This is a genomic window from Halomonas sp. GFAJ-1, assembly GCF_000236625.2.
GTDB lineage: Bacteria > Pseudomonadota > Gammaproteobacteria > Pseudomonadales > Halomonadaceae > Vreelandella.
The window spans coordinates 1-16,735 of record NZ_AHBC01000047.1; the positions used below are offsets into that span (position 1 = coordinate 1).

Sequence of the window (16,735 nt, forward strand, 5' to 3'; positions counted from 1 at the left end):
TATTCAACACGCGAAGCAGCTAGATGTGACGTGTTCAATTATATTGAAATGTTTTACAACCCAAAGCGCCGACACGGCACAAGTGATAACTTGTCACCGGTTGAGTATGAAAGGCGTTACTTTAAGAGCCTAACGGGTGTCTAGAATATCCGGGGCGATTCAAGATAACGACGCAGCCAAACAGTTTTATTTGAAGGCCGGAGGCCAAAAAGATGACGTGTGGGAGCTTTGGGAATTGAAACATTCAATAAAAGCTGAGTGATCTTAAGCTTGTAGAGTGTTAACGGAATGTCGCAAGCGATGAAGCTTCTTTGATGATGATGGTGGAAATCAGCGCGGCGAACAGCACGCTGGTTTCACTTAGGGCTGAGACCATTTCAAGAGGGGCGTAGGCAATCGCCCATCCCCGCACTCGCCAGTATGCCCGGCAGCCCATAGCAGTGGTCACCGTGCACGTGGGTAATCAAGATGGCTTTCAAGGAATGGAATGTTAGCTTGGTATGCAAGACCTGATGTTAGGTAGGATCGTATCAAGATGACCATTTCAATTGGATCACTTCATTTCTCCATCACTAAAAGTACGCTCAATGAAGCTTTTCTATCCTGACATCAAAACGCTTGCACACCCTATTATTAAAGGGCTAGACTGATTTTACTGTGTAACCATCATGTCAGGTTAAACCATGTCTACGTCAGAAAAAATCACCCGTCGATTGCGGCACATGAGGCGAGGCGTCCCGTTTTCCATCAGCCAGTTCCATGAGCTGGGATCAAGTGCGTCTGTGCAAAAAGCGCTAAGCAGGCTCGCTCAAGAAGGCGTGGTCGAGCGTGTGGCCAAAGGTATGTATGTTCGTCCAAAGCCCCTGGCCAGCATGCCATCTATCAAGATCACTGCAAGTGCAGAGCAGATCGCAAAGAAATGGGCTCAGCAGCATGGTTATACATTAGTGAGACAAGGCGTTGAGTCCGCTTATCGACTCGGCCTGCAAACACAGGCACCTGTCAAAACGGTATTTTGGAGTAACGGTGCCAGCCGAACGTTTTCGATAGGTAATGAAGTCGTCGAGGTGCGGCATGTCGCAGAATCAAAGCTTCGGTGGAAATCACGACCGGAAGGTGAGCTATTGCGAAGCTTAACCGTTACCCCAGCCAATTCCGTTAAGCTCAGCGGACTGAAAAAGGCCATTTCCAGGCTGAAACTTTCTGAGGCAGAAAGTCGAATGGCTATCAAAAAGCTCAAGTCCACTTCTCTGCCTGAAGGATGGCATGACAAATTAGAGCAGTTTGAAAAGGAAATGATGGTTTGACGGACATTTTCGATCTTTATCGCGATCCAAAAAAGCATGACGAGCTGAAAGCCATCTTAAACCTTGGCGCCCAAGAGCATCCCGCTGGTCTTGCCCAGAATTTCCTTGAGAAGGATATCTGGGTAGCGGAGGTTCTTCGTTTACTCTATGACGAAAACTTGCTTGGCGCCCACTCAACCGCCTTCAAGGGTGGCACCGCCCTGAGCAAGTGCTGGAGTGCCATAGAACGCTTCTCGGAAGACATTGACCTCTCCATTCACTGGAGTGATCTCGCTGGCGAACCTGATGAGATCGCAGCTTGGGATCAATCTACCCAAAGCAATAGTCAGAAGAAAAAGTTCCGCGAGCGGCAGACAAAACTACTTACAGAGTGGTCTACCGATCTTGTTGATCGCCTCAACGAAAAACTGGCTCACTATGAGATTGCTGGGCTACGAGCGGAGCTTGAGCTGAGCTCGAAAGGGGAAAAAGTCAACGTCCATTTTCCAAGACTGAGCAGCTACGACAGTAATTACCAACTCGACTACATCTTGCTGGAATTCGGTGGCCGAAACCGGGGCCGACCAACGATAAGCCATAAGATCAAATGCTATCTTGCAGAATTAGAAGAACTGCAAGTCATCGCTTTTCCTCAAGCAACGGTTGAAGCATATCACCCTGGCTATGTTCTTTGGGAAAAGCTGACCGCACTGCATCAATTTTCGACTCAGGAAAAAGACCCAGACCCACATCGCCTGGCTAGGCATTGGTACGACGTGGACTGCCTCCTTCAACAAGATGATTTTATTGCTCACATTGATGCCACGGAAGCGATGGTCGACGTGGTGGCTATGAAGAGCCAGCGATGGCCCCAGAGGGGTGTGAATTTCGAGGAAGTGCGGAAGGGGCAACTTGTTCTTATACCAGAAGATGACCGACTCAAGCAGATTGCAGCAGATCACAACGCTGCAATTGAAGGAAGGATGTTTTTTGGCGTCCCGGACGATTTCGAGACCATCGTTTCAAGGCTTAAGGAAGCACAGGATAGGATAAATGCCGGTATTAACAGCGACTCTCCAGGCAAGTAAAGCCGATTTGGCTAGCATCAAGCCTGCGTCAGTTTCGAATCTAATGAAGACCTCTGGCTGATTAGGCCTTTAACAGCCAACCAAGGCAAAGCGTGAAATATTGGGGTTGAGTGACAGCCACAACAAAACGGCTTTTAGCTAAGCGCCACACAAACCATCTCCCCACCCAACCACTGCTGCTTTAGTCCCTTCTGCTTTTCAAGCAGCAGCGTCAAATACTCACGCAAAGGATGATCAGACGGCAGCACGGCAAGATGTTTGCGTAGCCTGCGCTGATAAGGAAACTGCTCAGCAGGCACGTGCAACGGCGTGGCATTCTGGGTGAGCCATTCGATATCGGGCAGGAGTAAATGAGTAGCGCCGCTATCCAGCGCTAGTGTGACGCCTTTTACATCAAAGTCACCGGCGTAGATGTGTGTTCGGCGGGTTTTGTGCCACGCCTCAGCGAGTAATGCAAAGCCACCACCGTAGTGGCTGTCGCCACGGTAAAAGACTAGCGGATTTGCGTAACCGCTTAGTGCGGGTAGTTCCGGCGAAAACTCATAGAAGCTGTCCAGGTTTTCGACCTGAATTAGTGCACTAAAGGCGCTCAGCTTTAGCCCCATTACATCCACATCGCGAATAGCTCGTGGCTCGCTGGCAAGCCCTGCTGTTGGCTGTGGCGGAAAGCTGACGAGCACCCGACGTGCTCGGGGGCTTTCACGGGTGGCTTTATCTTCTTCTACGCCCTCTTTCGCCTGAGCGCTGCTAGTCAGGCCACTGAGTGAGCGGCCTAGTGGCGCTATGCGGGCGCTCTCTAGAACGTCATTAATCTGCGCCAGCAATGCGGCGTCAAAGCGTAGCGTTTTGCCGTTGATGCGCGAGGCTAGGTCAATGTCGTGCTGGTGGCACCAAGCCACTACGTCGTTTACCCATTGGCCACGGGGCTTTTCTACTATGGGCTTGCGGAGCAGTTCGCGGGCGACGCCGTTTAGCCCATTGCGGGCGCGACCGGGTAGGTTCATACGGCTAGCTGCAGCTCAACGTCGTGGATCAGGCGCAGGTGATTGAATTGGCTGGCCTGGCTCTCCTGCTGTTTGAGCTTAAACGCCTTTTGGTCGCTGCGGGGCAGGCCCTGGTATTCGGAAATCACCTGGAAGAGCCAGATCTCATCGGGCCATTCCAGAGGGCTTTCGTGCAGGTACTCAAGGGCGCTGACCGGCTCCGCCTGGGGCTGATCGATCACGCTCAAGTAGAAGTGCTCCACATCCTGTTTCAGCGCCTGCTGGCGGGCGGCGGCCAGGCTGCTTTCTTGTGCTTGAGCAGGGGCTGCGGCTTCTACCGTTTGCGTGGTGTGGCGTGGCTGGGGTAGCTGGTGGAGCAGCTCGGCAAGCACTTGGCTATCAAGGTTACGATCCAGCGCCGGGGCGGCGGCTGCGCTTAGCGGTGCGGCTTGATTGACCAGCGTGGGTACCTCGCTGCGCCGGGCGTAGTTGCCCGGCACAAAGCCAGGGTGTTCACGCATAAAGGCGGCCATGCCGCTGATTAGACGGCTGCGCGCCTGCTGCTTACGAAAGCGCGCCATCAGTTCGATCAGGCGGCGCTGCACTTCGCGCAGGCTGGTGTAGTGGTGGCTTAGCTGCTGCTGAAGCTGGCTGATCAATAGCTTGCGCAGGCTGCCGTCGCTGCCTACCAGCTCAATCAACTCGTCGAAGTCGATCAGCGCCAGGCCATCCAGCAGCCTGGCGATCTGCTTCTGGGCGCGGTCGTTTTCGCGGATTTTGTCGTTGAGCTGGCTGACGAAACCAAAATCGCTATTCAGCCGCTGCCATAGGCTGTCGATGGCGTCGGCGAAGCGTCCGTTCAGGTCGTCGACCTCCTGGCGCAGGCGCATCAACTGCTGCTCCAACCGCCAGTGTTCGCCGCGGCTGCGCGCCTCTCGGTAGCTGTGTACCAGGGCGCGAATCAGCTCCAGGGTTTCTGCTACATCGGCATTCACATGGCGGCGGGTCTCGTCGGCGAGCATCTCGGCGATCAGTTCGCGCACCTTAGGCGCCAGCTTCACGCCGCTCTGCTCATCCGGCCGCCATAGAATGCGCGCCGCCAGCAGCTTTCGTAGCGCGCTGTCGCTAAGCGCTTCCAGCGGCACTTCATCGCGGGTGTAGGCCTGCATCAACACATCGGCGTGTCTGCCCAGCAGCGCCAGCCGTTCGCTGCCGGTTTTCAGCAGGCGGCTTTCAAGCTCATTTCCATTGCTGTTCGCGTTCTTGCTCACGCTCTTATTCACGCTCTTATTCACAGAAGGGCCTCCTGTGAACCGGAGCCTTCCTCGCTATCAGCCTCAATGGGCAGGTTCTCTTCATCGCGAATAAAGCGCACCAGATCCACCAGGTAGTCGATCTTGCCGGTGACCACGAATACCTGCCGCTCTGAATGGGGCTGGAGCAGGTAGCCGTGCTCTTTCAGACGCTTGAACACCTGCTTTACCTGAGCATCCAGCTGGTCACTTTGGGAGCCAAAAAAGCTGTCGGTGGCCAGGCGCTCCAGGCGTTCCCGCAGGCTTTGGTTGTCTTCACACTTGGCGCTGAATTCGGCGGGTTTGAGCACATCGCCGGGGGCAGCCAGGGTATCGCGGCCCAGCGCCTCTTGAACCAGTTGTAGCCATTCCAGCAGTGGCAGCAGGCTATTGAGGGTATCGCTGAGCTGGCGCGAGAGCTGATCTCGGGCGCTGTCGTTGAGCTGACGCCAGGCCAGAAAATAGACGCTGCCATCTTCATTGCTGGCCAGCCGCCGATTAAGCGGCCGCAGGTAGGTATCGATCTCCTCCCGGGTCTCTTCATTGGTGAGATGGCGATAGCCGCTCTCATCGCTAATCGGGCAGACAAACTCACCCGCCAGCAGGCGTTCAAGCAGTGGGCCATGTTCAATCATACCGTCACCTCCTGCTGACGCTCCTGGAGCCGTTCGGCCAGGCGGCTTAGCCGTGGCTCGATGCGTTTTAACACCCGCTTGTTGGGGTTGGCCTCATCGCGATCAATCAGGTAGCGGTTGGCGAACAGCAGCAGCACATCGGACTCGGGGTTGGGAAACGCGCCGACGATATGAATGCGGTTGCTGTCGCAGGCGTCGAAGAGTTTTTCGACGTTGTGGTAGGCCAGGGTGCCGATTTCATCGATGGGCCAGTGGATGGCAATTTCCGCATCGCCGCGCAGCAGGCGGGTAAACGCCAGCAGGAATTTGCACAGAATCAAATACGCCATGCCCTGGCTGGAGGATTCCAGCAGCTGGCGGTCGTTTTTGATCACCAGATCGGTGCCGCCTTCGTTCAGGTGCAGCTCCAGGCGCAGCAGGCTTTCAAAGCTGTACTGCTGGTCGCTGCGCAACAGATCCACCACGTCCGCCAGGGCGTTGAGGTAGTCGTCGCTGGGTAGCGTCTGGCCGGATGCCCGCCACTCTTTATAGCGCTGGGCGAATAGCTTCAGCGGCTCCCAGAAGCCCAGCTCATCAATGGTGGACTGAATGCGCACTTCGGCTTTGCTGATGCCTTCCAGGCGCAGGTCATCGGCGACCTCTTCGGAAAGCCGGCGGCTTTGGGCGCTGATGCGCCGGTTCAGATCGCGGAATACGGTGAAGAACTTATCCAGGTCGTCGCTTAGGTTGCGCCCTTCCTGAATCAGCTGCTGCTGTTGATCTTCCAGCAGTTTGAGCATGTCGCGCAGTAGCGGCAGCTGTAGACGCGGGTTGTCGCTTTGCAGCTTGCTGCGTTCGCTCTCCAGCGCTTCGGCGAAGCCGCTGCTGGCGTCTTTGATCAGTTGGCTTTCCACCTCCAGGCAGCCACGGCGTAGCTGCTCGATGAGCTGGTGACGATTGCCCAGCGCCTGGCGGGCTCGCTCAATGCGCTCCTCTACATCGCCCAAGGGGGCACCTGGGGCTTGGCCGTCGGGTTCGATGGCCAAGGCTTCCAATTGGCTCAGCAGCGGCTTTAACGCTTCCAAACAGCCATGTTCACTCTCCCGCTGGGTTTTTAGCGTGCTGACCGTGCTTTGATGAGCTTTGCGCGCCGCCTGGAAGTCGTTTTTCAGGTGCTCTTTGTCACGCTGCAGCTTTTGTTCCGCCTGCTCCAGCTCGGCCGCTTGGGCGACCAACTGCGGTTTATGCTGGCCCCACTCCACGCGCATAAAGCGGGTGTACTCGGTGAGTTCATCCTGGCGGGCGGCAGTAACGCGGATGCGTTCTTCCTGGCTCGCCAGGCGCTGCTTGGTATCTTTGAGTTTGGCGGGGTCGACGCCCTGCTCGGCCAGTTCCTGGCTAAAGGCTTCTTCCAGTTCGCCACGCTGGCGCTGGTGCTCGGCGTTGGCGTCGCTTAGCTGCTGCTTATACTGGCGCAGCTGGGCTTCCAGGCTATCCACCTGGCTCTGGCCGTCGGCTTTTAGCTCCAGCAGCTGGCTTTGATGGGTCTCGCTAAGGGCGTCAAGCGCTTTCTGCTTCTCTTCCCGCAGCTCCTTTTGTGCCTGCTCCTGGCTGGCTAACGCAGTTTGATGAGCAGTGCGGCGCTCCTGCTGGCGCTTGGTGTGGCGCTCCTGCTGCTGGCGGCGGGCCTCTAGCGCAAACTCGACTTCCTGCTCGGCGCGCTTGTGGGCCATGCGGCCCTGATCCTGGGCTTCATCAGCCTGCTGCACCCGCTCGTTATGCTGTTTGAGCGATTTCTCGGCGGCTTGGCTCTCCGTTTGCACCCGGCGTTTGGCACCATCCGCCTCTTCGATGGCGGCCAGCAGGCTGGCTTCATCCTGGGCGTAGTCGGGCAAGGCGATGGCGGAGAGATCCAGCGCCAGCCCAAACAGGTCATCGCTGCCGCTTTCTGCCAGTTGCGGGGCAAGATCACGCCGCTCCAGCAGCTCCGGGGCGATCACTTTACCTAGCTGCTGCTCCCAACCGGGACGATGGTAGCGCAGGAAGTGGCGCAGGCTGCCCTGCTCCGGGTCGCGCTGCTGATAGAGCGCGTAACAGCGTTGCTCGGCGCGCTCCAGCTGCTGGCGAAGTTGCACCAATTGCTGTTCGGCGTCGTCCCGGGCGCGGCGGCAGCTTTCAAACTCCCGGCGCAGGCCTTCCAGGGTCGCCGCCGAGGCGCTGCGCTCCTGCTGGGCTTGATCCAGGCGCGCCTGGGCAAGCTCCGCTTCGGATGCCTCTTCGGCGGTTTGGGTCGAGAGCGAGAGCTGTGCCTTTAGTTCGGCGAGCTGCTCGACGCCGAGTTCCAGCTGCGCCTGGTACTCGCCTTCCAGGCGTTGGCGCTCCTGCTGGTAGCGCTCGTTCAACTGCTGTTCGGCTTCCCACTGCTGCTCACGGCGCTGGGCTTTCTCTTCTATTAAAGCGTCGATGAGCTCCTGGGCTTCTCCCGTTTGCCGGGCCAGCGCCTCAGAGAGTTCGCGCAGTCGGCCGTCTAAACGCGCCTGGCTCTCTTTTACCGCGTCCTGCATCACGTTCAGGTGCTTTTGCAGCTGGTCGCGCTGTTCCCGCCACTGGGGCAGCGCATTGATATCCCGCTCCAGCGCGGGCATGTCCGCATCGGCGTAGTGCTCGTACTGAGTTTGCAGGTCATTCAAGCGGCGCTGGGTCTGCTGCAGATCGCTGACCACTTCGCTGTGGCGGTCGTTTAGCGCGTCCCGGGCCTCACCGTAGTCGCTCTCCCGCTGCTGGAATTCGCGGTGATGGCGAGCCAGTTCGGCATCCACATCGGCCATGCGGCGCTCTGCTTTCTGCCGATCATCTTCCAGCTGGGGTTTCAGTTGCCAGAGTGTGGCATCCAGGTCGGCGAGTTCACGGTCGATACCGGCGAGCCGGGCCAGCGCTGTCTGCAGCGGTTCCAAGCGCATAGATTGGCGCATCTGGGCAATCCACTCCCGCGCCTTAGTGTTGCGAATCCGCGTCACCGGCAGCTCAACACCATCCTCTTCGAAAATCGCCGCCAGCATGGTTTTGAGGGTGTCCATCTTGCCCTCTTTGGCATGCACCGCCGAGACCAGCTTTTCGATATGGCGGATGCGCCGCTCGGGTTTCACCAGGCTAAACTGGGCGGCGATTTGGCGCAGCTTAAGGCCGTCGCGACTGTTGCCGTGCAGCTGGGTAAAGTCGTTTTGAATCACCGAGCGAAATTCAGAGGTCGCGCCCAGCTTGGGAGAAACGGGCGTGCCGTTGCGCCGCAGGCCGCTGGCCCACTGGGTGTAATCCAGCGCGGCTACCCCCGCGTCGCTCTCCACCAGATAATCTTCCGGCTGGTAAGGCGCGCCCACAAAGCGGTACTCCACCCCACCTTCGGCTTTGCGGGTCAGCACCGCCTGACAGATGTTGCCCGCTTCGCGACGGTATTCGTACACCAGATAGCTGTTGCGGTGGGGCAGGTAGAACGCATCAAACTTCATGCGGGTTTTGGGCACTACCTTGTTGGGTAGTTCGCCGTAAAACACCGGCACCAGCCGCTGTAGCGTGGTTTTACCGGAGGCGTTGGTGCCGCAAATATTGGTGTGGCCGTCCACACTGAGTTCGACCACCCCGTTTAAGTGGCCGTGAATCATCACGATTCGCAATAAGTGAGCCATGCCGTATCCTTGGACTGGTGTTGGTATTGCCTTTCTCAGACACTTCTAATTTGCCACTGCGCTTGCCAATACTGCATTAACCCCCTTCAAAACGCAGCAATCTTTGTGACATCACCAGTTCACTGCATACTGCGTTCATCACGCACTAGCGCCCTCCTCATGCCTGAACCAAGTTCATCCGAAGGCTTTTTTGCACACAAAGTTTGCCCATTACTGAGGTTCAGCATAATTCTTCTGAGTTTGGGCCAAATGCAGTATGTACGAAGGTGGTAACTTCAAAAAAACGATAAACATAAGTAACGGCCAGCAAACACACTTATAACGCTCCATTTATGAGGAAACTACCATGAATAAGCTAAACAAAATTACGTTGGCGGTCGGTTTAAGCCTTGGCGTATCCGTAACGGCTTCTGCTGCAGATATAAACTGGCGAATGGCAACACCATGGAGCGGTGGCCCATGGCTTGAGCGTGATGCGCAGCTGTTTGCTGATCGCGTTAGCGAGTTGACCGATGGAAAAATCGCGATCGAAGTCTACCCCGGTGGCACACTGGGTAGCGCACTGCGCGTTACCAATAGTGTGAAGTCGGGGGTTGCCCAGGTTAGTCATAACTACATTAACTATGACTATGGCACAGACCCCACTACTGCGTTGCTGGCAGGTCACTGAAGCGGCTTAACGCCGGAAGAGTTCATGCTATGGATGTACGAAGGCGGTGGTGCTGAACTCTACGAAGAGTATCGACGTGACGTATTTGATGTTGTGGCGTTTCCTTGTGCCATTCTTGGCACCGAAATCTTCCTTCATTCCAACAAGCCGGTTAGAACACTTGAAGACTTCCAGGGGTTACGGCTGCGTACCTCTGGCGCATGGGCAGAAATTGCTTCCCGTTTAGGCGCTTCTACGGTCGTCATGGCGGGTAGTGATATCTACAGTGCTCTAGAGCGAGGCGTGATTGATGCTGCGGAGTGGGGCAGCCCTGAAATGAACCGCCCAACAGGGTTTCAAGAAGTCGCGCAATACGTGATTACCCCTGGCGTTCACCAGTCAGGCGGCTTCCTTGAGTGCCAGGTGAATAGCAATACCTGGGAAGGGCTAGATGAACGCGACCAGAGCATGCTGCGTCTTGCCGGTAAATTGTCGGTTTTCGATACCTGGCTTGCTAGCTCATTCGCTGATCTTGAGGCCTATCAAGAGTTGGTTGATGGCCCCAATGAGCTGATTGAACTGGATCAGTCCTTCATCGACGCAATTTATGAAGAGACAACCAAGTGGGAAGATGAGTATGCCGCTGACAATGAGTGGTTTGCGCGGGTACTCGAATCTCAGCGCTCGTTTAAAGACAGCATGAGCAACTGGTCTGAATATCGACTGCCCATTGGTGTTATGGGCCGTTAGTAGCCACTTTTAAAACAATGAGAGGGGCCTTAACGGGCCTCTCTTTTGTTTGTTGGCGTATGTCCCTCTGATCCGCTGAGATTTCCTCATGAAACTAATCCGAACCATAGAGGCGCTCACCCGCTTTGCTGGCTGGTTGGGTGCACTCCTCGTCCTGCCTTTAATAGGTGCATTAATCATTGAAGTATTTAGCCGCTATGTAGCCGGTAGGCCGACCTTATGGGCCTTTGAAGTTAGTTACATGGTAATGGGGGCAATGTTCATGCTGGGTATGGCCAATGCGTTGCGTATAGGCCAACACGTCAGCGTAGATATTGTCGCTTTACAGCTTAGCCCACGTGCAAATGCTGCCATTCGCGTAATAGGTTACGTGCTATTTCTACCCGTATTGGCGTGGCTGGTATGGGAGCTATCCAAGTATGCGCTATCTGCTTTTGAAACCAATGAACGCTCAGGCCGCTCTGCTTGGAACCCGGTAGTTTGGCCGATCTTCACGGTATGGTTTGTAGGGTTTGCACTGCTGGCACTGCAAGTAGTGGCTGAACTTCTGAAATCCTTATGTTTGCTCGTCGGTAAACACCCCACAGAGGAGTCAGCCGAATGAGTAGCTACCTTGCGCTATTGATGTTCCCTGCACTGATGGCCTTAATCATTGCGGGTTTCCCAATCGCCTTTTCAATGATTTTAGTGGCCACCGGCTTTGGCATTATTCAGTTTGGCGACGTTGCCGCTTACCAGCTGTTGACCAAAATCGAAGACACGGCGTCCAACTCGATTCTTGCAGCCGTACCGCTGTTTATTTTTATGGGCGCAATGCTTRAACGCTCAGGTATAGCCGAGCGTTTATTTGAAGCGATTCATATGTGGACGCGCCGTTTGCCCGGTGGGTTGGGTATCGGGGCCATCATTTTGGGCACTCTGTTTGCCGCTTCCAGCGGCGTTGTTGGTGCAACAGAAGCGGTCATTGGCATGCTGGCCATCCCCGTGATGCTCAAGCACCAATACAGTAAAAGCCTGATGTCAGGCACCATCTGCGCCAGCGGTTCTCTGGGTACAGCCATACCCCCTTCGATTACCGTTGTGGTGCTAGGCCCTGTGGCAGGGGTTTCAGTGGGATCGCTGTTCAGCGGCTTGCTGATCCCTGGCTTTTTGATGGCGTTGATGTTCATGGCCTACATCATTGGCGTTGCGTACTTAAAGCCGGAAATGGCGCCGCGCATTCAAGTTCAGGAACCCGATGTTCCGCTCGGCGAAAAACTGCGTATCACGCTGATTGCGCTCGTGCCCACCATGCTGCTGATCTTTACCGTGCTGGGCACTATTCTTATGGGCTTGGCAACGCCAACAGAAGCTGCCGCGTGCGGCGCTCTGGGCTCCATCATCTTGGCAGCGGCTTACCGAAACTTGAAAGTTCCGGTTCTTTGGACGTCAGCAGTGAAGACCGTGAATATTTCTGCGATGATCCTGCTCATTGTATTAGGCGGCAGCATGTTTGCTGGGGTGTTTTTTGCCTCAGGCGGAATGGCGACGGTTCAGGGATTGCTGATGGACACCGGCTTGAGCCCCTGGATGATTTTAGGCATGATTCTGCTAATCGCCTTTATTGCAGGGTTTGTGCTGGATCTGATTTCAGTCGTACTGATTATTATCCCTGTGGCTATGCCGATCGTCAGGATGCTGGGCTTCGATGAGATCTGGTTCTGTGTTGCATTTTTAGTGGTGCTACAAACCAGCTATCTCACCCCACCGCTGGCACCGGCGATTTTCTACTTAAGGGCGATCACCCCTCCAGAAGTGACCCTCAGGCATATGTATAGAGGCGTTGTGCCCTTTATCATGGCGCAATTGATCGTGCTGGCGCTGGTGTTAGCGTTTCCACAAATCGCGCTCTGGTTGCCAGACGTGATGGGTGGCCCTTCTTGGCGCTAAAAATGCTATAAATAGGATGTTTTCAGCCGCTCTTTATGGGCGGCTTTTTTCATGGTGTAACAACCCTCAGCACCATACGCGCCTGCTGGACGAGAGTGGCCACTGCAGTGCTAAGCTACCGTTTACGCAATCTGATTTGGAGACATTATGCCCCGCTATCCCGACCACCTCACTGGCGAAGGCCCTGTTAACCCTTTTCCCGGCATTAAAGTGTTGGAGCGCCGCATTGGCCGGGAGATTCCTCATCGACTGGGCTCTAACGAGGGATTGGATATGCCACACCGCGCCCTGCGCGAGCACTTTGGCGATGCGGTGGTGCAGCACGTTTACTGCTACGGTGATGCTGAGGCGCTGGGGGTGCGCCAGCGTTTGAGCGCGCTGCAGAACATTCCGCTTGAGCACCTACTGGTAGATGCCGGAGCCGACAGCCTGATTGCCCTAGCACTACGCACCACCTGTACAGTGGGCGATACAGTGGTTAGCACCGCAGGCACCTACCCTACCTTCGGTTATTTCGCCCAGGGACAGGGCTGCCGCTTGATTGAGCCAAGTTACCATGAGGCGCCTGGCGTACTCGCACCCAATTTGGAAGCACTGGCAGCGGCCGCCCATCAAGAAGATGCTCGGCTGGTTTATCTAGCCAATCCGGATAACCCCAGCGGTCACCTGCATAGCAACAGTGCGATTCTCACGTTACGCGAAGCGCTGCCAGAAACTTGCTGGCTGCTATTAGACGAGGCCTACGGGGATTTTCGCGACGATGCGGATAGCGACTTTGCTAGCAAGGCGCTTCCGGGGGTGATTCGCCTGCGTACGCTATCCAAAGCACACGGTTTGGCCGGGCTACGCATTGGTTACGCCATTGCCGAGCCTACCGTGCTGACGATGATGATGAAGGCGCGTATTCACTACGCGGTTTCTTCCTTCACCCAAGCCGCTGCCGAAGTGGTGCTCGACCACCCCGAGGAAGTACGCCAGCATATTGCGGATGTCAAAGCCCGCCGCGAACAGCTGGCACTGCATTTTATCGGTCTGGGAGCAGATGTGTTGCCCAGCGCGACGAACTTCATCGGCATCCGTCTTCCCACCGTCGAACTTGCCACCGCGGTACATCAGGAGCTGCTAGCAGAGGGTGTGCTGGTCGCACGTTTAGCGCACCCTGAGCTGGCGAATGTGATCCGTATCACGGCGGTGGAAGAAGCCCTGGAACCCGGTAAATTAGCCGCGCTTGAAAAGGTGCTTCACCCCTCGACACGGTGAGAAGTAAGTGTCTCCCATAGCTCAATCGCAGCGGCCAAATCCTCCAAGGAAGCGCCTACCGACTTGAACAACGTGATGGCCTCTTTATCCGAGCGCCCCGGCTTGGCACCTGACAGCACCTCTGCAAGCTCGGCTTGAATGTCATCAAAGTGGAAAGCGCCTTCCTCTATGGCTTGCAGAATGTCCCCCGCTTCGCCTTTGGCCCCGGCGTAGGTATCCACAAACACCTCGGCACGGCGTAAGCACTCTGCGTCGCTTTCACGCATTAGGGGGCGAAACGCGCCAATTAAATCCAAGTGCGTGCCCGGTGTTAGCCATTCGCCTTTAATCAGCGGTTGGGTGGATAGCGTTACGCAACTCACAATGTCGGCCTCTCCCACAGCGGCGGCTAACTCTTCCACTACGTGAGTTTCAAAACGGTCAGCATACTCATGTGCGATTGCCGCTGCTTTGCTCGGGTTACGCCCCCAAATCAGCACACGTTTGATGGGGCGAACGCTGGCGTGGGCCTCAATCACCATAGGTGCCAGTTTGCCCGTACCCACCACCAACAGCGTTTCTGCCGACTCAACGGCCAACGCCTGGGCAGCCAGCGCAGAAGCTGCTGCTGTGCGTCGGCGCGTTAACTCACTGCCATCAATACAGGCCAGGGGCTGGCCGTGCTGTCCTTCGCTGAGCAGATAAAGCCCAGAGATAGCCGGAATACCGTGATCGGCATTTTGCGGGAAGACGTTTACCATTTTCACGCCAATATAGCCCGCCGACTCCCAGGCAGGCATCAGCAGCATAGTCGCTTCACCATCGGGCCGGTACATGGCGTGGTGGTGACGCGGCGGAGATTCAACACCCTTCACAAAAGTATGATGTAACCGGCTAATCACGCCTTTCCAACTAAGGTAACGTGCGACATCTGCAGAAGAGACAACCTGCATCACTTAGTCCTCCCACTGTGACGTTTTACCCTGCTGGGCCGGCATCTCGATGCGTTGTTGACTGCCATCACCCCTTGGAAGTAGTGATGATCTGGATAAATTGCGGCCATTGCGAGATCTCCAATCGTAGTAGCAGATGTTGGAGACTACGACGATGGGGTGCAGCGCGCTTGCCCGAAACTCTGAAAACTTTGCCCGCAAGTGCTGAAACACACCAAGCAACGTTGATTGGGGAAAAGTATTAACGACAAGGCTTATCTATCAGAAGAGGGGGCGATCTCAAAGTAGCGCCGATAGGCGCGGGAGAAGCTACCTTGATCACGAAAGCCTACCAGCATGGCAATATGACCTAAACTAAGCGTGCTGTGACGAACCAACGTGCGAGCATGCTCTAAGCGCCTACGCTGAACATACGCGAGGGGCGTAACACCCGTTAGCTCGCGAAAGCAGCTGTGGAAATGGCCTGGACTTAAGGCACACAGGGCAGCTAACTGCTCAACGCGCACTTCATCCGCCAAATGCTGGTCTAGCCAGGCGTCCAAACGCTCTAGGTCCAGCCGTTCGCTGATACAACGGGCACCTAGCTGCCCTGCTGTCTGTATGGACTCATCTTGTAAATACATATAGAGCGCCCGTAACAGCAGCACGGCGATTTCGTTTTGCAGCGCCGGGCACTGCTCAAGCTGATGAGCCAACGCATGGGTAAGTTGGTTTAAGGCAGGTGGAACGGTAAAGAAACGCGGCTTATCGAATAAGCGCTCAATCTCGCTGCCCTTTTCCAGCGTGGCTAAGTGCTGCACGGGAATGTCCAGCACTAGCGTGCGATTGCTGCCATCGCCCTGGTACTCATGATGGCGCGACGAAGGGATTAAGCAACCACGGCGAGCTGTGACTCGCTCTCCTTGGCCTTCCATAGCAAGCTCGGTGACACCGCACGTCGCCAAAATTAGCTGATGAAAATCGTGGGTGTGCGCCACCTGCTCTGGGGCCAAATTGCGGTTATGCAGCTCAAACTGGGCCATGGATGTACCGTTGAATGGGAGCAAGATGAATCATTGAACTATAAAACGGCTGACTTAAAAAAAACCATCAAGCGTTAACGCTCAGTAAACGCTTGATGACCAGCATAGTAATGGGGCAACAGCCACTTAGTGCATGTAACGAGCGCAACACCCGCTAAGGCGGCCAGAGCCGCCCCAAATGGTCAGGTGAAAGAGTAGTTGGTGTTCCAGTTCTCTTCGAGGAAGTTGTTGAGATCCAGGTTTTCGAAGTTAGCCAACGCTTGAGTATTAATATCTTCTCCTGAGAAGGAGACGCGCAGCAGTAAAGCATCATCAGGGTCTTCTGATGTATCACTATTGCCTGCCAGCAGATAGACTACTTCGTCGTTTGCAAGCCCAAGCTGACTAAGCCAATCAGCACCTTCCACGCCAAATTCGGCAGTTGTAAATACGGCAAAGGCAATATCAGCATCAGCTAAAGTTCCAGTACCGATACCATCTTGATTGACATCATACTTTCCGAAGCCTGCTCTATAAATGCCATCCATGACGTTACTTGCCTCAAATCCACGCAACATTTCAACATCACTGGCAGTTAGATCAATAAATAATTCATCACGCCCATCAGCATCACCAACACGAAAATCAGTAATGAGATCAACATCACCATCTGGTTGACCATTGACCAAAAACGTTTTTGACAATTGAGTGATGCTACCGCCAGGTTGTCCGTCCTGTTCGTTAGAAAATTTATCAAAACCTCCTAAAGCAAAGCGCAGCTTTTGGCTTTGGCTATCATCAAGAATACTTCCTACTACAACTACATTCTCCACTGCATCACTCACTAAAAACTCAGAAGCAACTCCACCATTATCCTCTACATTTATTTCATAAATATTTTCAAAAGTATCTTTCACAACCCAAGACACCAGCGAAGACAGCTCTAAATTATCATTATTAACAGCGCCAGCAATCAAATCAATCGAAGTATTGTAGAGTCGTTCAGCTGCATAGACATCCAGCTCACCTACTGCAAAAAACTTCTCATTAGAAACATCTAAAGCATACCTTTGTGGCAAATCTTCACCACTGAGGGAACGCTGCACCAACTCTCCTAACGGATAAGTCACAGTCAACCCTGCTTTATTAAAATTATCTAAAACACTCAGTGCTTCAAAGTCTTTATAACCAATATCACCGGTATTTACAGAAACTAAATCAGCCTTCTGGATTTCAATAGTGTTAACTGCTGCAATCAAACTATCAGC

Annotated in this window: 13 protein-coding genes and 3 pseudogenes; 7 read left to right on the forward strand and 9 right to left on the reverse strand. The window is 54.8% G+C overall.

Annotated features, from left to right (window positions below; translation table 11 throughout):
* The coding region (locus MOY_RS17040; RefSeq protein ID WP_139029322.1) for an IS3 family transposase at positions 1–144 on the forward strand (144 nt) is incomplete at its 5' end.
* Between the two features lie 136 nt (positions 145–280).
* Here MOY_RS17040 and MOY_RS17785 read toward each other — a convergent pair.
* Positions 281–448 carry a hypothetical protein gene (locus MOY_RS17785; RefSeq protein ID WP_443134864.1) on the reverse strand — a complete coding sequence of 56 codons (168 nt, stop codon included), beginning with the start codon at positions 446–448 and terminating at the stop codon, positions 281–283.
* Positions 399–515, reverse strand: a pseudogene (locus MOY_RS17190) (MBL fold metallo-hydrolase); the annotation flags it as partial. The gene MOY_RS17785 and the pseudogene MOY_RS17190, both read right to left, overlap by 50 nt.
* 168 nt (positions 516–683) lie before the next feature.
* Here MOY_RS17190 and MOY_RS13310 point away from each other — a divergent pair.
* Positions 684–1,307, forward strand: coding sequence for a DUF6088 family protein (locus MOY_RS13310; protein WP_035540767.1), 624 nt, complete (start codon positions 684–686; stop codon positions 1,305–1,307).
* Positions 1,304–2,374, forward strand: coding sequence for a nucleotidyl transferase AbiEii/AbiGii toxin family protein (locus MOY_RS13315; protein ID WP_009100648.1), 1,071 nt, complete (start codon positions 1,304–1,306; stop codon positions 2,372–2,374). The genes MOY_RS13310 and MOY_RS13315 overlap by 4 nt, the downstream gene beginning before the upstream one ends.
* A 134-nt stretch (positions 2,375–2,508) precedes the next feature.
* On the opposite strand, the gene MOY_RS13320 is transcribed toward MOY_RS13315, so the two are convergent.
* From MOY_RS13320 to MOY_RS13335, 4 genes are read right to left on the reverse strand one after another with little or no spacing between them, the layout of a single operon-like run.
* Positions 2,509–3,378: a DUF7281 domain-containing protein gene (locus tag MOY_RS13320; RefSeq protein ID WP_009100650.1), complete on the reverse strand. Its 870-nt coding sequence runs from the start codon at positions 3,376–3,378 to the stop codon at positions 2,509–2,511.
* Positions 3,375–4,652 carry a hypothetical protein gene (locus tag MOY_RS13325; RefSeq protein WP_009100653.1) on the reverse strand — a complete coding sequence of 426 codons (1,278 nt, stop codon included), beginning with the start codon at positions 4,650–4,652 and terminating at the stop codon, positions 3,375–3,377. Before MOY_RS13325 ends, MOY_RS13320 begins: the two co-directional genes overlap by 4 nt.
* Positions 4,649–5,284: a condensin complex protein MksE gene (locus tag MOY_RS13330; protein WP_009100655.1), complete on the reverse strand. Its 636-nt coding sequence runs from the start codon at positions 5,282–5,284 to the stop codon at positions 4,649–4,651. Before MOY_RS13330 ends, MOY_RS13325 begins: the two co-directional genes overlap by 4 nt.
* Entirely contained in the window at positions 5,281–8,946 is a 3,666-nt protein-coding gene (locus MOY_RS13335) for an ATP-binding protein (protein WP_009100658.1), read from the reverse strand. The genes MOY_RS13330 and MOY_RS13335 overlap by 4 nt, the downstream gene beginning before the upstream one ends.
* 433 nt (positions 8,947–9,379) lie before the next feature.
* Between MOY_RS13335 and MOY_RS13340 the strand changes: the two are divergent.
* The 4 genes and pseudogenes from MOY_RS13340 (at position 9,380) to MOY_RS13355 (ending at position 13,534) form a co-directional block, all read left to right on the forward strand.
* Positions 9,380–10,345, forward strand: a pseudogene (locus MOY_RS13340) (C4-dicarboxylate ABC transporter substrate-binding protein).
* A gap of 88 nt (positions 10,346–10,433) precedes the next feature.
* Positions 10,434–10,949 carry a TRAP transporter small permease subunit gene (locus tag MOY_RS13345; RefSeq protein WP_009100660.1) on the forward strand — a complete coding sequence of 172 codons (516 nt, stop codon included), beginning with the start codon at positions 10,434–10,436 and terminating at the stop codon, positions 10,947–10,949.
* The gene (locus MOY_RS13350; RefSeq protein ID WP_009100662.1) at positions 10,946–12,274 is read left to right on the forward strand and encodes a TRAP transporter large permease; all 1,329 of its coding nucleotides are present in this window, start codon (positions 10,946–10,948) and stop codon (positions 12,272–12,274) included. The genes MOY_RS13345 and MOY_RS13350 overlap by 4 nt, the downstream gene beginning before the upstream one ends.
* A 147-nt stretch (positions 12,275–12,421) precedes the next feature.
* Complete coding sequence (locus MOY_RS13355; RefSeq protein WP_009100664.1) at positions 12,422–13,534, forward strand: pyridoxal phosphate-dependent aminotransferase; 1,113 nt, start codon at positions 12,422–12,424, stop codon at positions 13,532–13,534.
* Here the strand turns inward: MOY_RS13355 and MOY_RS13360 are convergent.
* The 3 genes and pseudogenes from MOY_RS13360 to MOY_RS17275 all read right to left on the reverse strand — a co-directional run.
* Positions 13,516–14,466, reverse strand: coding sequence for an ornithine cyclodeaminase family protein (locus MOY_RS13360; protein WP_009100667.1), 951 nt, complete (start codon positions 14,464–14,466; stop codon positions 13,516–13,518). The genes MOY_RS13355 and MOY_RS13360 overlap by 19 nt on opposite strands.
* Before the next feature lie 254 nt (positions 14,467–14,720).
* On the reverse strand, positions 14,721–15,488 hold the full coding sequence (locus MOY_RS13365; protein WP_009100669.1) for a helix-turn-helix transcriptional regulator: 768 nt from the start codon (positions 15,486–15,488) through the stop codon (positions 14,721–14,723).
* A 182-nt stretch (positions 15,489–15,670) separates the two neighbouring features.
* Positions 15,671–16,735, reverse strand: a pseudogene (locus MOY_RS17275) (calcium-binding protein); the annotation flags it as partial.